The organism is Parasphingopyxis sp. CP4 (assembly GCF_013378055.1).
Lineage (GTDB): Bacteria > Pseudomonadota > Alphaproteobacteria > Sphingomonadales > Sphingomonadaceae > Parasphingopyxis.
The window spans coordinates 2,345,607-2,362,381 of record NZ_CP051130.1 but is presented as its reverse complement, the minus strand read 5'-3'; the positions used below and the strand labels follow the sequence as shown (position 1 = coordinate 2,362,381).

14 protein-coding genes are annotated in these 16,775 nt (G+C 62.1%); 6 read left to right on the top strand and 8 right to left on the bottom strand.

The genetic code is table 11. The features are described from left to right. Positions 1–6: 6 nt before the first annotated feature. Together polA and HFP51_RS11520 are read left to right on the top strand one after the other, a co-directional pair. Positions 7–2,769, top strand: a complete 2,763-nt coding sequence (polA, locus tag HFP51_RS11525) for a DNA polymerase I (protein ID WP_176875872.1) — start codon at positions 7–9, stop codon at positions 2,767–2,769. 22 nt (positions 2,770–2,791) lie between these two features. Further along, a complete protein-coding gene (locus tag HFP51_RS11520) occupies positions 2,792–4,285 on the top strand; it encodes a lipopolysaccharide biosynthesis protein (RefSeq protein WP_176875871.1) in 1,494 nt (497 codons plus the stop codon). A gap of 3 nt (positions 4,286–4,288) precedes the next feature. Here the strand turns inward: HFP51_RS11520 and purH are convergent, their stop codons facing one another. From purH to htpX, 5 genes are all read right to left on the bottom strand, one after another. Continuing rightward, the gene (gene purH, locus HFP51_RS11515) at positions 4,289–5,878 is read right to left on the bottom strand and encodes a bifunctional phosphoribosylaminoimidazolecarboxamide formyltransferase/IMP cyclohydrolase (RefSeq protein ID WP_176875870.1); all 1,590 of its coding nucleotides are present in this window, start codon (positions 5,876–5,878) and stop codon (positions 4,289–4,291) included. A 46-nt stretch (positions 5,879–5,924) separates the two neighbouring features. Continuing rightward, the gene (locus HFP51_RS11510; RefSeq protein ID WP_176875869.1) at positions 5,925–7,658 is read right to left on the bottom strand and encodes a heparinase II/III family protein; all 1,734 of its coding nucleotides are present in this window, start codon (positions 7,656–7,658) and stop codon (positions 5,925–5,927) included. Further along, complete coding sequence (rpe, locus tag HFP51_RS11505) at positions 7,655–8,317, bottom strand: ribulose-phosphate 3-epimerase (protein ID WP_176875868.1); 663 nt, start codon at positions 8,315–8,317, stop codon at positions 7,655–7,657. The genes HFP51_RS11510 and rpe overlap by 4 nt, the downstream gene beginning before the upstream one ends. Positions 8,318–8,417: 100 nt before the next feature. Further along, positions 8,418–9,686 (bottom strand): RsmB/NOP family class I SAM-dependent RNA methyltransferase, encoded by a 1,269-nt coding sequence (locus tag HFP51_RS11500; protein WP_176876664.1) that lies wholly within the window; start codon positions 9,684–9,686, stop codon positions 8,418–8,420. Next, complete coding sequence (gene htpX / locus HFP51_RS11495; RefSeq protein WP_176875867.1) at positions 9,683–10,597, bottom strand: zinc metalloprotease HtpX; 915 nt, start codon at positions 10,595–10,597, stop codon at positions 9,683–9,685. Before htpX ends, HFP51_RS11500 begins: the two co-directional genes overlap by 4 nt. Positions 10,598–10,663: 66 nt before the next feature. Between htpX and HFP51_RS11490 the strand changes: the two genes are divergently transcribed. After that, entirely contained in the window at positions 10,664–10,834 is a 171-nt protein-coding gene (locus HFP51_RS11490; protein ID WP_176875866.1) for a DUF1674 domain-containing protein, read from the top strand. A 300-nt stretch (positions 10,835–11,134) separates the two neighbouring features. Here HFP51_RS11490 and HFP51_RS11485 read toward each other — a convergent pair whose 3' ends face one another. Both HFP51_RS11485 and tsaD read right to left on the bottom strand, forming a co-directional pair. Continuing rightward, positions 11,135–12,121 carry an NAD(P)H-dependent glycerol-3-phosphate dehydrogenase gene (locus tag HFP51_RS11485; protein WP_176875865.1) on the bottom strand — a complete coding sequence of 329 codons (987 nt, stop codon included), beginning with the start codon at positions 12,119–12,121 and terminating at the stop codon, positions 11,135–11,137. Continuing rightward, the gene (gene tsaD / locus HFP51_RS11480) at positions 12,118–13,152 is read right to left on the bottom strand and encodes a tRNA (adenosine(37)-N6)-threonylcarbamoyltransferase complex transferase subunit TsaD (RefSeq protein ID WP_176875864.1); all 1,035 of its coding nucleotides are present in this window, start codon (positions 13,150–13,152) and stop codon (positions 12,118–12,120) included. The genes HFP51_RS11485 and tsaD overlap by 4 nt, the downstream gene beginning before the upstream one ends. 41 nt (positions 13,153–13,193) lie before the next feature. Here tsaD and hemC point away from each other — a divergent pair, with 41 nt between their 5' ends. From hemC to HFP51_RS11465, 3 genes are read left to right on the top strand one after another with little or no spacing between them, the layout of a single operon-like run. Then, a complete protein-coding gene (gene hemC, locus HFP51_RS11475) occupies positions 13,194–14,114 on the top strand; it encodes a hydroxymethylbilane synthase (protein ID WP_176875863.1) in 921 nt (306 codons plus the stop codon). Next, complete coding sequence (locus HFP51_RS11470; RefSeq protein ID WP_176875862.1) at positions 14,111–14,803, top strand: uroporphyrinogen-III synthase; 693 nt, start codon at positions 14,111–14,113, stop codon at positions 14,801–14,803. Before hemC ends, HFP51_RS11470 begins: the two co-directional genes overlap by 4 nt. 52 nt (positions 14,804–14,855) lie before the next feature. Further along, positions 14,856–15,776: a hypothetical protein gene (locus HFP51_RS11465; RefSeq protein ID WP_176875861.1), complete on the top strand. Its 921-nt coding sequence runs from the start codon at positions 14,856–14,858 to the stop codon at positions 15,774–15,776. A 7-nt stretch (positions 15,777–15,783) separates the two neighbouring features. On the opposite strand, the gene HFP51_RS11460 is transcribed toward HFP51_RS11465, so the two are convergent. Beyond that, positions 15,784–16,692, bottom strand: a complete 909-nt coding sequence (locus HFP51_RS11460) for a tetratricopeptide repeat protein (RefSeq protein ID WP_176875860.1) — start codon at positions 16,690–16,692, stop codon at positions 15,784–15,786. Positions 16,693–16,775 lie beyond the last annotated feature (83 nt).

The window sequence follows — 16,775 nt, the reverse complement described above, 5'->3', positions numbered from 1 at the left end:
CGCCCGATGCCTGAGGAGAAGCATCTCTATCTCGTCGATGGGTCGAGCTATATTTTCCGCGCCTATCACCGGCTGCCGCCGCTCACCAATATCCGCGGTGAACCGGTCGGCGCGGTCTATGGCTACACGACGATGTTGTGGAAGCTGGTCGATCAGCTGAACGCCGCAGACGGCCCGACCCATATGGCGGTGATTCTCGATGCGAGCGCGCAAACCTTCCGCAACGAAATCTACGATCAATATAAAGCCAATCGACCGCCACCGCCCGAAGATCTCGTCCCGCAATTCCCGATGATCCGCGATGCAACGCGCGCCTTCTCCCTGCCCTGCATCGAAGAGCTCGGCTTTGAAGCCGATGATCTGATCGCATCCTACGCCAAACACGCGCTTGCAGAGCAGTGGAATGTCACGATTGTCAGTTCGGACAAGGATCTGATGCAGTTGATCGAACCGGGCATCGACATGCTCGACACGATGAAAGACGCGCGGCTCGGCAAGGAGCATGTCGAGGAGAAATTCGGCGTTGGACCGGAAAAGCTGGGCGATGTGCTCGCGCTGATGGGCGATACATCGGACAATATTCCCGGTGTTACCGGTATCGGCCCGAAAACCGCCTCGAAGCTGATCAATGAATATGGGACGGTGGAAGCCGTGCTCGACGCGGCGCCGGAAATGAAAAAGTCCAAGATGCGCGAGAATCTGATCGAGCAGGCGGACAATGCCCGCATGTCGCGCTTGCTGGTGACGTTGAAGGACGATGTCCCGCTCCCCGAACCGCTCGACGATTTCACGCTCGACGGCATCCCGGAAGACCCGTTGCGCGAATTTCTCGAGCATCATGGCTTCAAATCTTTACTCACCCGGATCGGTGGCGCGGCGGCCAATGCCGAGCTTGCCCAGCATAGCGAGACGACGGTCGAGGAAGGCGAGGACGAACCGCCGATTGATCGCAGCGCCTATGAGACTGTCACCGACGAAGCCGCGCTCGACGCCTGGATCGCCGAAGCCCGGCGGATCGGCCATGTTGCAGTCGACACCGAAACCGACAGCCTGGAATCGGTGACCGCACGGCTGGTCGGTGTGTGCCTCGCGACCGAACCCGGCAAGGCTTGTTACATCCCGCTCGGCCATGGCGGCGGCGACCTGCTCGGCGAGAATCCCGACCAGATCGATTTCGACACGGCGATCGCCAAATTGAAATCGCTGCTTGAAGACCCCGCCGTGCTCAAGATTGGCCATAATCTCAAATATGATATGGGCGTCCTCACCCAGCACGATATTGTCCTCGCGCCGATCGACGACACGATTGTCATGAGCTTTGATCTCGAAGCCGGGCTGCATGGCCATGGGATGGACGAGCTTGCCGAGCTGTTTCTCGGCCACACATGCATCAAGTTCAAGGATGTGGTCGGCACCGGCAAGAAGCAGATCAGCTTTGCCGAAGTCCCGCTCGACCAGGCGACCGAATATGCAGCCGAGGATGCGGATGTAACGCTGCGCCTGTGGCGGCGGCTCAAACCACGACTGGCGGCGGATCGCGCGACGCGCGTCTATGAGCTTGTCGATCGCCCGCTGATACCGGTGATTGCCGGCATGGAATGCGCAGGCATCAAGGTCGATCGCGAGGAGCTGGCCCGGCTCTCGGCGGATTTTGCTGCGCAGATGGAAACGACCGAAAAAGAGGTGCACGATATCGCCGGTGAACAGTTCACGATCGGCAGCCCCAAACAGCTGGGCGAGATTTTGTTCGACAAGATGGGCCTTAAAGGCGGGCGCAAGGGCAAATCCGGCGTCTGGTCGACTGACGTCAACGAAATGGAGCGGTTGGCGCGCGATGGCGAACCGATCGCGCAGAAAATACTCGACTGGCGTCAGCTGTCGAAGCTCAAAAGCACCTATACCGATGCGCTCCAGGCCGAGATCAATCCGAAAACCGGCCGCGTGCACACCAGCTATTCCCTCACCGGCGCGCAAACCGGTCGCCTGTCATCGACCGAACCCAATCTCCAGAATATCCCGATCCGCACCGAAATGGGCCGCAAGATCCGCTTCGCCTTTGTCGCGGAACCCGGCAATGTGCTGCTCGCGGCCGATTACAGCCAGATCGAATTGCGCCTTGCCGCGCATATGGCCGATGTTCCCGCGCTCAAAGAGGCGTTCGAAGCGGGCGAGGATATTCACAATCGCACCGCGCAGGAATTGTTTGGCGAGGTGAATCGCGACACGCGTGGCCGGGCCAAGACGATCAATTTCGCCATTCTCTACGGCATCTCGCGTTGGGGCCTTGCCGGACGGCTCGAAATCACGCCCGATGAAGCCCAGGACATGATCGATCGCTATTTCGAGCGTTTCCCGGGTATCAATCAATATATCACCCAAACGCTGACCGCCGCGCGCGAGGCCGGCTATACCGAGACGCTGTTTGGCCGAAAGACGCATTTCCCGCGCCTCAAAAGCAAGATGCAGCATGAACGGCAAGGCAGTGAGCGCGCGGCGATCAATGCACCGATCCAGGGTACGAGCGCCGATATCATCAAGCGCGCCATGGCAAGAATGGGTCCAGCACTCGCCGCCGAAGGGTTGGATGAGGTGAAGATGCTGCTCCAGGTACATGATGAGCTGGTCTTCGAACTCCCTGAAAACAAAGTGGAAGATGCGTCTGCTGTAATCAATGACGTCATGGCGTCAGCCGCCGCACCGCTGGTGAAAATCGATGTGCCGCTGGCCGTGGATATCGGCACCGGACCCAGCTGGGGCGCAGCACATTGATCATGTTTGACCGGGGGGTGAAATGGCGGAGGTAGACAAAACCCCGCCGCCCGATCTGTCTGCCCTCGCCAAGGGTGGCCGCACCAATGTGTTCGGATTCATCCTCCGTCTTGCGGCACGTATCCCTTTCCTGTTTATCGCAGGGCGCTGGTATGGTGCCGAAGCGCTCGGGATCTTCGCCTATGCGGTGATTGTCGTCGAATTTGCCGCTCAGCTCTCTACGCTGGGCCTCAAACGCGGGCTGGCGGAACAGCTTTCCAAGACAGATAGGCCGCATGTCCATGTGATCTGGGATGCAATGCTGGGCGGCTTTATCGCATCGGCCATTGCCGTCGCGCTGCTTGTGTCCTTCCCCCAGGCGATGTTCCCGAACAGCGAGATACAGGGGCTGGAACGCTTGCTGCCGCTGACAATCTTTGCGCTCGCCGCATCGGATATTGCGCTCGCCGCTCTCGCCTATCGCCATGATATTGGCGCAACTGTCCGCGCCCGGGCGATTGTCGAGCCCTGGACGATCAGCATCGCGGCCTTCTTCCTGGCCTTTTATTCGCTGCGAGACGGGCTGATCCTGGCCTATGTATTGTCGATGATTGCCGCGCTTGTGGCTTCGGTATGGCCGCTGCTGCGGACATTTGGACTGCCGCGCGGCTGGCGCCCCCATCCAGTGCGCCTGATGCGGATGGCCTGGACAAACCTGCCCATGGCCGGGGCCGATGCCATTGAATGGGTTTCGCGTCGGCTGGATATCGCCATTCTTGGCCTGTTCTTCTCGCCGGCGATTGTCGGCATCTATTATGTCGCCCAGCAATTGGCGTCACTTCCACAGAAACTCAAAACTAGCTTCGATCCGATCCTTGGCCCCGTCATCACGCAAAACCTGCGTGACGGGAACCGGGCGGCGGTGGCCAAACAGGTCCGCCAGGCGGGTTTCTGGATCATCGCGGCCCAAGCCGGCGTTGCGCTGGCGCTTGGTATTCCTGGCGAGGCCTGGATGGGGCTGGTCGGCGCGGTGTTTGTTGGCGGCACAGGCGTTCTGGCCTTCCTGCTCGCCGCTGAAGTTGTGGCGGCAACCGCGGCGGTTTCCGAAGCGGCGCTGGTCTACGTGGCCCGCCATCGCAACCTGATGATCTCTTGTTTCATGCTCGCGGTTCAGGCTGCGCTGTCAGTAGCGATTATCCTGATCATGCGCGCCTATGAATTGCCCTTGCTCTTCCAGGCAACCGGCCCGGCAATTGCGCTGATGCTGGCGCTGGGCATGGCATCGGTGATGAAAGCCCGGCTCCTGTCACGTCTGCTCGAAGCGCCGGTCAGCCCATGGCGCTGGGCGCTGGTATGGGCCGCTGGGACAGCCACGGTGGTTGGCTATCTCGCTACGTTCACGCCGGAATGGATCGAGTTGGTAATCGGTGTACCGGCCGTATTGGCGATCTACTGCCTGATCATCTGGTTCCGTGGCTTTGGGGCCGAGGACCGATTGCTTTTCAAAATGTCCAAAACCGACGAGACGCCATCCTAGCGATCAATGCCGGAAGTGACGCATCCCGGTAAAGACCATGGCAAGCCCCGCCTCATTGGCCGCTGCAATCACTTCATCATCGCGGATTGAGCCGCCGGGCTGGATCACGGCCGTTGCCCCCGCTTCGACCGCCGCCATCAGGCCATCAGCAAAGGGGAAAAAGGCATCTGACGCCACAGCGGACCCGATCGTGCGCGGTTCCGCCCAGCCGGCCTTTTCCGCAGCGTCCTTGGCCTTCCATGCGGCAATGCGCGCTGATTCCAGCCGGTTCATTTGACCGGCACCGACACCAGCGGTGCTGCCATCCTTGGCGTAGACAATCGCGTTTGACTTCACATGTTTCGCCACTGTCCAGGCGAACAGGCAGTCGGCCAGTTCCTGATCGGTTGGCTGGCGCTCGGTGACCACGGTGAGGTCAGACTGGCTAATCCGACCATTATCGCGTGCCTGGAACAACAGGCCGCCGGCGATCGTCTTCATCATCATCCCGGGCCGCGCAGGATCAGCAAAATCGCCAGTCAGCAGCAAGCGGAGGTTTTTCTTCTTGGCAAAGATTTCGCGCGCCGCCTCATCTGCGTCGGGTGCGATGACAACTTCGGTAAATATCTCCGTGATAGCGCTCGCAGTCTCCGCATCGAGCGCCTGATTGAGCGCGACAATCCCGCCAAAAGCAGAAACCGTGTCGCAGGCAAAGGCGGCGTTATAGGCATCGATCGCTGATCCAGCGGCCGCAACACCGCACGGATTGGCATGTTTGACGATCACGCAGGCCGGTTCAGCGGTCTCGAATTCGGAAACCAGCTCAAGCGCTGCATCCGCGTCGTTGAAATTATTATAGCTGAGCTCTTTCCCCTGCAGCTGTTCGGCTTGGGAAATGCCCTTGGCACCCGGCATTTCAGGGACATAGAGCGATGCTGCCTGATGCGGGTTTTCGCCATAGCGCAGCGCCTGTTTGCGGCGCACCGGGATCTGCAGCCGCTCGGGGAATTGCTCGCCCTGATCGGCAAAGGCAAACCAGCTCGCGATCATCGAATCATAAGCAGCGGTTGCCGCAAAAGCCTTTGCGGCCAGGCGCTTGCGAAAATCGAGCGACGTCATTCCGTCATTCGCATCCAGCGCTTCGGCAAGCTCGGCATAGTCGCCTGGATCCGTGACAATCGCGACATGCGCGTGGTTTTTCGCCGCCGAACGCACCATGGACGGGCCGCCAATATCGATATTCTCGATCACATCGGGTCGATCCGCGCCCCGCGCGACGGTCGCGGCGAAGGGATAGAGATTGACGACGACCAGATCGATCGCGCCGATCGCATGTGCATCCATTGCCGCGACATGGTCTTCATTGTCACGCACCGCCAACAGCCCGCCATGGACCTTTGGGTGCAGTGTCTTCACCCGGCCATCCATCATTTCAGGGAAACCCGTCACGTCCGATATGTCGCGCACATCGAGGCCCGCTTCGCGCAGCGCCCTGGCCGTGCCTCCCGTCGAGACGAGCTCTACACCATGGCGCGCAAGCGTTTCACCCAATTCGACCAGCCCGCTCTTGTCCGAAACGGAAAGCAATGCGCGGGTGATTTTGACATCCGACATGAAAAGTCCTGACTAGATCTGAAAAGAAAAAGGATAGTGGTGGCGGCTATCCCGCACGACGGAAGAGCCAGCCGATAGTGGTGCCGCCGGGCGCGGCCTCACCGGCCAATACAAGCTGTTTGGTTTTGCAGAGGCGGGATTTTTCATCGATCCAGACGCTATCGTCGATCATCAACCCGGTGCCCCGACACCGGAAATGCCAGGCCGGCCCGCCATCCATCTTGAGGAGAGCGCCCATATTGTCCGCCGTTGGTGTGACGTCGACATCCGCGCCGAGATGGAAGCGGACGGCAAAGGCTGCGCCGTCCGATTTCCCGCGCCCGCCGGGCAGCAGCACATCTTCGCCGCGCAACTCGTCGCCATCTTCGGACAGGCCAAGCTGGCGCTTATGGACGAAGCCATAGCGCTGAACATAGCCATCATGGCTGGCAGTCAACCGGGACACGCCATTGCGTTCTGCGCGGCTCAGCTCGACCTCGACAACCCCACGTCCCAGCGACCCATCGGGATTGAGGGCGGTGGAATTGCTGTCGGCCACGGTGAGTGTCGAATGGGCCGCAGTCGTCCGCAAACCATCGGCAAAGCTTTTGGGGAGTGCAGTACCGCCAGCGCCGCCGCAATTGACGACAATGCGATGCGGCCCGTGCGATAGCTCAAAGCCCAGCGTTGACGCGCAACCGCCTGTCTCAAGGCGCATCGAAGGCGGTGGAGCCCCGTCGACCACCAGCACCGTGTCTCCGGCGGCCATCCGCTGATAGCCCCAATCGCGCGCCTGGCGCAGCGGCAAGGCGCGGTGCCCAGTTGCTTCGATGGCTGCGGCAATCCGGCGACCGGGAATGGGAGGTCCGCCCTGCCAGCTCGAAAGTCCGCCATCGCCCAACGTCACCCCAAGCAAGGCTGGAACTGCGAAAGACAGGGCCGATTGGAAGGCAACCGGAAACTCCATTGCGCGCGCATCATAGGCAGCACGCAACATGCCAAGCGTTTCCACAAGATCGAGCTGGGCGATGGGCGAGCGGCAGATGATTCCGCCATCGGCGGTCAGAGTCTGGCTCAATGCGCGCTCAAGCCCGGCCTCGCCCCGCGCAACGCGCGGTTCGCCGCCTTGGACGAGCAGGCCCGCGCCAGTGATACCGGCCCAGGCGCGCACCTGCGTCAAACCCGGGCTTTCCTTGGGCGCCGCACGATCAAGATGACGCGCACCGCGCGCCAGCGTGTTGAGAACGGCCGACCGATAGACGAGGTCATCCGATGAGAGGATCAGCGGCGCGTAGCTCGTCCAGAGCAACACGCGCTGGCCCCACATATCCGGTCGCCATGCAGATTCAGCAACCTTGCCGCTATGCGTTTCGAGCCAGTTGCGCATCAGCGCTTCGGCGATCGGCACGATTTCCGATCGCGAACCCGCCGAGGCGAGATCGCGCAACCATTCGAAGCTCTGCAGATATTTTGCGAGACCGGGCGAAACATCAAGCGCAGCGAAATCAAGATCGGCCAGCGCGATTTCCTGGCCATGATACAGCGCCCGCCCTTCGAGCAGAGATGTGCCGCGCGTACGATCGCCGGGAATCGGATCGGAGGGGACCGCAACCAGCTTCAACGGGAATTTGCCGCGTAACCGCAGGCGATGCAGCGGCGTCCGCCAGATCAGGTGACGAAAGCGGGTGGCCAGCCTCTCGGACAGCGAAAGGCCACCATCGTCGAGCCGAATAAGCCGGCGTCCTTTGTCGATGCTGTCCTGTGCGCTCTCGGGCATGTCGATCCGCTCAGCAACCGTCATTCGCCCCTCAGCGCGCGGATATTGGCCGCGTAATTATCCGGTCCGCCCCGGAATGTCGCAGTGCCAGCGACCAGCGCATCAGCGCCAGCAGCAATAGCGCGCGGCGCGGTGTCCGGATCGACGCCGCCATCAACCTCGAGATCGATCGGCTTGCCCAGCGCATCGATGCGCGCACGGATCGCTTCGATCTTGCGCAGCTGGCTGTCGATAAAGCTCTGACCGCCAAAGCCGGGATTGACGCTCATCACGAGGACGAGATCAATCTCTTCGAGCAGATAATCCAGGATATCGATTGGCGTTGCCGGGTTCAGCGAGATGCCAGCCCGTTTGCCGAGCGATTTGATATGCTGGACGGTGCGATGGACATGCGGCCCGGCTTCCGGGTGCACAGTGATCGTATCGGCGCCCGCATTGGCAAAACTCTCGATAAAGATATCGACCGGCGAGATCATCAGATGGACGTCGAAATGCTTGTCGGTATGCGGGCGCAATGCCTTCACGACGCCGGGCCCGATGGTGAGATTGGGCACGAAATGCCCGTCCATCACATCGATATGGATCCAATCGGCACCGGCAGCATCGATCGCACGCACCTCTTCCCCAAGCTTGGAAAAGTCTGCGGATAGGATCGAGGGCGCTATGCGGACGGGCCGGGCCATAATCGGCAAGCCTTAGGAGAGGCCCGCGAATCCGGCAAGCAGCCCAAGCCGCAGCAGGCCGCTATTTGGGGATAAGATGCACAGATTGTGCGATCAAAGCCTAGCTGTGCCGAAACCGGACAAGAAAAAAGCCGTCTGCGCCCTCCGGATCGTCGATCTGCCCAGGCAGCACACGAACCCAGCCTTCGGGTGCCGGCGCCAGTCCCGATGGCAGCATTTCACCCTCGATAGATGCGATTTCGAACGTCGGGTGCGCGTCCAGGAACGTCTTTGTGGCCGCCTCTCCCTCTTCGGGTTCGAGCGAGCAAACCGCATAGACGATCGTCCCACCCGGTTTCAGCCATCGCGATGCGCGATCGAGCATCTGCTGCTGGATTTTCGCACACTCGGCGATGATCTGTGGCGATGCGCGATACAGCACATCGGGATGGCGGCGGAAAATCCCGGTCGCCGAACAGGGCGCATCAATCAGGATCGCATCAAATTGCTCCGCCGTTGCCCAATGCAGCGCATCGGCGGTCACGATATCGGCGGAAAGCCCGGTTCGCTCCAAATTCTCCGAAAGTCGCGCGAGACGACTTTCTGCGCGGTCGAGCGCGGTCACCTGCCAGCCCTGAGCAGCGAGCTGCAACGTCTTGCCGCCCGGCGCCGCACATAGATCAAGCGCAGATCGCCCGTTTCCGGGCCCAAACAAGCGCGCAGGAAGCCCGGCGGATACATCCTGCACCCACCATTGGCCTTCGGAATAGCCCGCCAGATCGGGCACTGCGGCCCGGCCGCACCGGACATGGCCCGGCATCAAGCTATGGCCCCCCAATTTCTCCGTCCATTCCGCCGTTTTCTCGGGATCGGCCAGGGTCAGGTCGAGCGGCGGCGGCGTGGCGATCGCCTTGGCGGCGTCCGCCACCATGGCGTCACCCCAATTCTCTCCCCAGCGATCCGCTACAAAGCCCGGTAGACTGGGCATTTCCGGGAGTTTCGCCCCTTGGCGCGACAAGGTACCGAACACGCCATGGACGAGCCGTTTGGGACCCCCATCGAGCAGCGGCAAGGCCGTGGAAATGGCCGCATGAGCTGGCGTTCCGAGCGCCAGGGTCTGGGCCAGCGCCATGCGCAGCACGGTGCGCGCCTTGGCATCATCGGAAAGCGGGTTTTTGGTCGCGCTATCAATCAGTTCGTCATAATCGGGCAATCGGCGCAGCACTTCACCGGCAATCGCCAGCGCCAAACGGCGATCTTCGTCGCGATCCAGCTTGCGACAGGCGCGTTTTGCCACAGAATCGATGGATTTCTCGTGGCGCAGCACGGAATCGAGCAGCTGCAACGCCGCCCGCCTGCTCTCAACACCGGGAGGGGATGCGTCGCTCAGCGGTCGCGCCGATGCGGATTGAGCGCGCTACCACCGCGCGAGGACACGCCATCGTCAATCGCGCTGCGCCCGGCTGGCGCGTCCATGACAGCGGCCATCTTTTCAAGTTCGGCAATACGGATATTCGTGTCCGGATGGGTCGAGAACAGGCTGCGCGCGCCGCCAAACAGCGCGGGAACGATATATAGCTGGGCCGTCGCCGGATTGCGATCGACGACCGGATTATGGATTTGCGAAGCGCCGTTAGCGAGCTTCGCCAGGGCCGAAGCCAATGCGCCCGGCTTGCCGGAAATCTCAGCACCGCCGCGATCCGCGCCATATTCGCGCGTCCGGCTGATCGCCATCTGGACGATCATCGCCGCAAAGGGCGCGAGAAACACTGCAACAAGGGCAGCAAGCCCGCCGCGTCCGCCGCCGCCCCGGAAGAAATAGCCATAGCTGGCCAGCATCGAGATCGCCCCGGCAATTGTCGCGGTCATCGTCATGATCAACGTATCGCGGTTGCGCACATGGGCGAGCTCATGCGCCATCACCCCCTCCACTTCATCGCGGTTCAGTATCTCGAGGAGCCCGGACGTTGCCGCCACGGCCGCATTTTCGGGGTTTCGGCCGGTTGCAAAGGCATTGGGATGCGGGGAATCGACGATATAGACTTTGGGCATGGGGAGCCGCGCGCGTTCGGCAAGATCCTCGACAAGCTCATAGAATTCCGGCGCTGTATGCGCATCGACCTGCCGCGCATTATGCATCCGGAGGACGATCTTGTCGGCATTCCAATAGGTGAAAAGGTTCATGCCCGCCGCCACGAGAAAGGCGAGGATCATCCCCATCCGGCCGCCGAGCATCAACCCGATACCCATGAAGAGCGCGGTCATCACCGCCAGCATGATCAGCGTTTTTACCTGGTTCACCTTGCGTCTCCGTTCTGAAGCCCCAAAATGGGTATCCGCAGCGCATTTGACAATCGGAGAACGCACATGGCCGGAAAACGACCCGATTGGGTGAAAGCCCCCGACCATCTGACCCCGAACTCCCCCGTGCCCGAACCCAAGACCGGCGAACCGGCGCACGAGCATAGCGGCAAGGAAATGCTCGAACCCACCCGCTATGGCGATTGGGAGCATGAAGGCATTTGCTGGGACTTTTAAGCCTGCCGTAGTAGTCCGTGCTCCGGCGAAGGCCGGAGCCCTGTCCGACATGCGCCATCTCGTCCATTGAGTGCGGGCCTAGGCTCCGGCCTGCGCCGGAGCACAAACCGGTAAACTGCCATATTCGTCACCCTGAACTTGTTTCAGGGTCCACTGTGCCACAGCCAGTATCTGTGCATTTGGATGGGGGGATGCTGAAACCAGTTCGGCATGACGGAAGATTGAGAGCACCCCGTACTCCGCATTCGCGCTGAGAGGACAGGCCTAGGCTCCGGTCTACGCCGGAGTACATAGCGCTCGCTAGCGTTCGCTTTTCAATGGCCGCGCCATCAGCGCTTCGACCGTTGCCTCGACCGATGTTTCGCCTTCCAGCATGGCGCAGACCGCCTCGGTAATCGGCATTTCGACGCCCGCATCATGGGCGGCTTCCCGCAAAACCGGCGCGGTATGGGCACCTTCGGCAACTGTTGTCCGATCACTCATCAGCTCTTCGGCAGACCGCCCTTCGCCCAGGCCTTTGCCGAGTGAGAAATTGCGCGAGCTGGTGGATGAACAGGTCAGCACGAGATCGCCGAGCCCCGATAGACCGGCGAGTGTTTCCGCCTGTGCGCCGCGCGCCAGGCCAAATCGCGTCATTTCCGCAAACCCGCGGGAAATAAGCGCCGAACGGGCATTTTGGCCGAGCCGCTTGCCCTCAACCACACCACAGGCAATGGCGAGCACATTCTTCACCGCACCGCCAATTTCGGCGCCCACGACATCGTTCGAGAGATAGGGCCGGAAGCTGCGGCTCGCGAGCCGCTTGGCAATCGACGCGCCCAATGCCTGATCTTCGCAGGCCAAGGTGACCGCCGCCGGCAGCCCGGCAGCCACTTCATGCGCAAAGGTCGGGCCAGACAGGACCGCGATCGGCGAACCCGGATAGGTTTCGGCCGCCACCTCGCTCATCAATTTCTTCGATCCCGCTTCAATGCCTTTCGCGCACAGGATCAGTGGCGCAAAGCCAATCGATGCGGATCCCAATATGTCGCGAACATGCTGGGCGGGGGCGACCACCAATATCGCATCGCAATCAGACAGATCATCAAGCTGGCTGGTCGCGCGAATTTTGCGGGACAGTTGGACATTGGGAAGGAACATGGGATTGGCGCATTGATCGTTGATCGAGCGCACAACCTCACCTTCGCGCGCCCAGAGCATGACGGGACTGTCATTTTGCGCCGCGCATTGGGCGAGCGCCGTACCCCATGCTCCCCCACCGATGACGCCGATCTGGTCTATACTCATGCCTTCACTCCTGCGCCCCGAGCTTTAGCGGCATCCGCATCGAGCGGCCAGCGGGCGCGCGGTGCGATATCGAGCGGATCGACAAGCCCGGCGGCGAAGCGTTCTGCGCCTGCCCAGGCGATCATCGCCGCATTGTCCGTGCACAGCCAGGGCGGCGGCGCGACAAAGGGCAGCCCCCAACTCGCCGCCAATGCCTCAAGCGCTGCGCGAATGGCCGCATTGGAGGCGACGCCGCCAGCGACCACCAGGGCAGTGACGTCATCGACTGAATGCAGGGCTTTTTTGGTGCGGTCGACCAGGCAATCGATGGTTGCGGCCTGAAAGCTCGCGGCAATATCGTCACGCGCATATTCGCCGCTATCCTTGGCCCGCAATACGGCCGATTTCAGCCCGGCAAAGGAGAAATGGGGTTCAGCGGCGCCCAACAGGGGGCGCGGCAAGGGTACGGCGTCGGGATTACCGTCTTTTGCCGCCGTTTCGACCGCGGGTCCGCCCGGATATCCAAGGCCGAGCAGCTTGGCCGTTTTGTCATAGGCCTCGCCCGCGGCATCATCGATCGTCGTGGCGAGGCGGCGATAGGCGCCGACCCCTTCAACCAGCAAAAGCTGGCAATGCCCGCCCGAGACGAGCAGCAGCAGATAGGGAAAAGCGAGGCTCGGATCCACAAGACGGGGCGACAATGCATGGCCTTCGAGATGATTCACGGCGATCAGCGGCTTGTCGGCGGCCAGCGCCAGCGCCTTGCCGGTCATCAGCCCGACCATAACGCCGCCGATCAGTCCGGGACCTGCCGTGGCCGCCACCGCATCGATATCTGCAACTGATAGCCCTGCTTTTTCAAAGGCTTGTGCAACAAGTGGCGTCATGGCGTCAACATGGGCGCGCGCGGCGATTTCGGGTACTACGCCGCCAAAGGGACGATGTTCTTCCTCCTGCCCGGCCAGCGCATGGGCCAGAATCTCCCCATCGCTGGTGACCAGTGCCGCCGCGGTTTCGTCGCAGCTCGATTCGAGACCCAGGATGATTGCCATGGGCCTTCCCTGCCATCGCATCACCGGCTAGCACAAGCCTCATGACACCCCCCCTTACACTCGGCACGCGCGGGTCCCCGCTTGCACTTGCCCAGGCCCAGATGGTGAAGTCGGCGCTGAGCAACGCCCATGGCCTGTCAGACGATGACATCACCATCGTTCCCGTGCGCACGACGGGCGATGCGGTGCAGGATCGGCCATTGGCAGAAATCGGCGGAAAAGCGCTATGGACAAAGGAGCTCGATCGGGCACTTGGCGCAGGGGATATCGATTTCACCGTCCATTCGATGAAGGATGTGGAGACGGTTCGGCCAGCCGAGATCATTCTCGCGGCCAATCTGCCTCGGGCCGATATGCGCGACCGGCTGATTGGAGCGCATAGCATCGCCGATTTGCCTGAGGGGGCGCGGATCGGCACGTCATCGCCCCGGCGCGCGGCGCAAATAGTGTCTCTGCGCCCCGATCTGGTTGTTGAATCGCTACGCGGCAATGTCGCTACCCGCCTCGCAGCGGTCGAAAATGGCGCGATCGACGCCACCTTGCTGGCAGCAGCCGGGCTGGACCGGCTGGGGCACAGCGATATTGGCGCAGCGATCCCGGTTGAAGCGATGCTGCCGGCAGCCCAGCAGGGTGCGATCGGCGTCGAAACGCGCGCGGCGGATGCCGAACTCCGCGCGATGATCGCGGCGATCAACGATAGTGCGACATTTCAGTGCATCGAAGCCGAACGGGCGCTGCTCCTCGCGGTTGGTGGCGATTGTCATTCGCCGGTTGCCGCTCTGGCGCAGATCGACGATGACGTCATGACCATCCGCGCGCAGATATTGCGGCACGACGGCAGCGAAACTGTCGAGGCGGAAGCGTCCGGCGCGATTGATGATCGCCTGAGAACCGCAGAAAAGCTGGGTTCCGATCTGTTGGAGCGCGCCAGCCCGGCCTTGCGCGCGCTATTTGCCCGATGACGTCAGATCTGTTGGTCTTGCGGCCCGAACCGGGTGCCAGCCACACAGCGCAACGCGCGCGTGAAGCGGGCTGGAACCCTGTATTGCTGCCGCTTTTCACACTGACGTCATGCCCATGGACAGCGCCATCTGCCGAAAGTTTCGATGCCGTCATGATGACGAGCGCCAATGCAGCGCTGTTTGGCGGGGAAGGGCTGACGGATTTTTGCGACTTGCCGCTCTATGCGGTCGGCACAGCGACGGGCGTGGCGGCGAAGGAGGCCGGTTTTGTGGAGATCATCGCTGGCAGTGGCGGCGTGGCCGAGCTGGCTGATCGAATGCGCGGCGATGGTGTGGCGCGGATCTTCCATCCTGCCGGCGCAGCGACCCGACCCTTTGACGAGAGCGGCCTCACCATAACGCGCGCCACGGTTTACGACGCCAAACGCGTGCCGCCACCCAATCTCGCCGCGCATCTCCGGCCCGATATGGTGATTCTTGTCCATTCGCCGCGAGCGGCTGAATATCTGGACGCGCTCTGCACCGAACAAGCCGTGGAGCGTAGCGCTTTGCGGCTCGTAGCGATCAGTGCCGCAGCGCTGGAACGAGCAGGCACTGGATGGGGCATGGCAATGGCCGCTGCACAGCCCAATGAGCCGGCCATGCTGGCCGCCGCATCGGCGCTAGGCGAGAGCGATCCGATCAGGTAAAGCTGGCCGCCCGGCGCGCCTGACGCGTCTGTTCGGAGTATGAAGTCACCTTATGCCGCGCGATTATGAACCGATCGAAACCGAAGACACGCCCCGGCGCTCGCTGATCCGGGTGCTGATCATCGCCGGCGTCGCCTTTCTGGGCGGCGTGATCGGGATGGGCTGGTTCCTCGTCAATTATGGCCCCTCGCTCGGCATATTCAGCGCCGAAGAAACAGAGGCCACATCGCCGGAGAGCAGCGCTGCTGTCGCCGCGCTTGAACGCCAGCTCGATGATACCGAACCCGGCGAACCCGGCGCGCCGGTTGGAGAAACCCCGGACACAGCTGAAATCGAAGCCGATCGTGCGACATTGGCGCGCCGCGTCGCGCAGCTCGAAGACCGGATCGACCGGATCGGGACGCGCGCTGGCGCCGCAGCGGGCAATGCCGACCGCGCCGAAGGGTTGCTGGTTGCCTTTGCCGCCCGCCGCGCGCTCGATCGCGGGGTCGCGCTTGGCTATATCGAAGGCCTGCTCCGCGAACGATTTGGCCGCTCGGCGCCTGAAGCGGTGGCCCGCGTCATCGCTGCTTCCCAACAGCCTGTAACGCTCGACGGCCTGCAATCCCGGCTGACCGCGCTTGAGCCCGAACTGATCGGGATCGGCGAGGGTGAAAGCTGGTGGGATGCAACGCGGCGCGAATTTTCCGAGCTGTTCGTCCTGCGCCAGGAAGGCACACCCTCGCCAGCCCCGCGCCAGCGCTTGCAGCGCGCCCGTGACAAGCTGGCGGTTGGCCAGGTCGATACCGCGCTCGCCGAGGTGCTGCGCCTGCCCGAACGCGAGGCGGCCGAACAATGGATTGCCGATGCGCGCCGCTATATCGCGGCACGCAATGCGCTCGACCGGATCGAAACGATCGCGCTGATGGAGCCGCGCCTCGCCGCCCGGCAACGCGAACAAGACGAAGCCAACGCCGCAGCCGAAGCCGAATAGGCGGGGCTTATTCTTCTGCGGCGCGCGGCGTGTAGAGGCCATCGAATGCGACGGTCCAGGTCTCGCCGCCATCGCTCGACACTTCCCAGAACTGGCGCACAGCGCCGCCCTCTTCCTGCGACCAGGTAACCCGGTTGATCGTGCCGGTGGCCGTGCTGATCGGGAGATCGGCATCACTCAGCACCATCGCACCCTCGGCATTGAGATTGCCTTCGAGATATATCGGGATGCCATTATTCGCCATCCAGCTCTGGTGCCAACGCCCGGTTGTTGAATCGACGAAATTGATGCTCATTCCGGTATAGGCGCCGGCGTCAAACTCTTCGAGAACGACACATCCACCATGTTGCGAGGAAATCCGGCTGCTCGCGGTTTGCGGGCTCGAAGGCGTGTTTACATCCCATTCGCCAAGCCAGAAATCGAACGCGCGATAGACGGGATCGGTGCAGGGCGCCATCGCCGCGATCGCGGCGGCGAACCGCGCATTCTCAGCCAGATCGCCAAATTCCGCTGTCGCCTGGATCGTGCTGCCGAGCGGCGTTCCACTGGCCGCAATCGCTTCGATCTGGGTCAGTGCGCCATCGGTGTCGCCCAGCGTCATCAGCGCGCGGGCAAGATGAAAATGCGCGCGCGCTGCCGGGGTATAGCCGGCCTCAATAGCTTGCAGATAAGCCGCGCGTGCCGCGGACAAATCTTCCGCCGAATGGCGGGCCCGTGCTAAATTGAACCAGTTGGCGCCGTTGGCGGGGTCAGTTGTGAGCAGCGCGTCATAAGCCTCGGCTGCCGCCGCCCAATCCTCCGCCGCAAACAGCGCATCGGCATCCTCTTGGGGTGTCGCCAGCGCCCCGCTTGCCGCCATCAACAGCCCGGCAGCCGCCAAGCCAATACAGGTTTTTCCAATTCGCGTGTCGCGCATAATCCTATCCCCTCAAAGAATTGGACTGGTGCGTATCGTACTATGAGGTCTTGTGGAAATCGCCGTTCGACGAACAGGCAGCA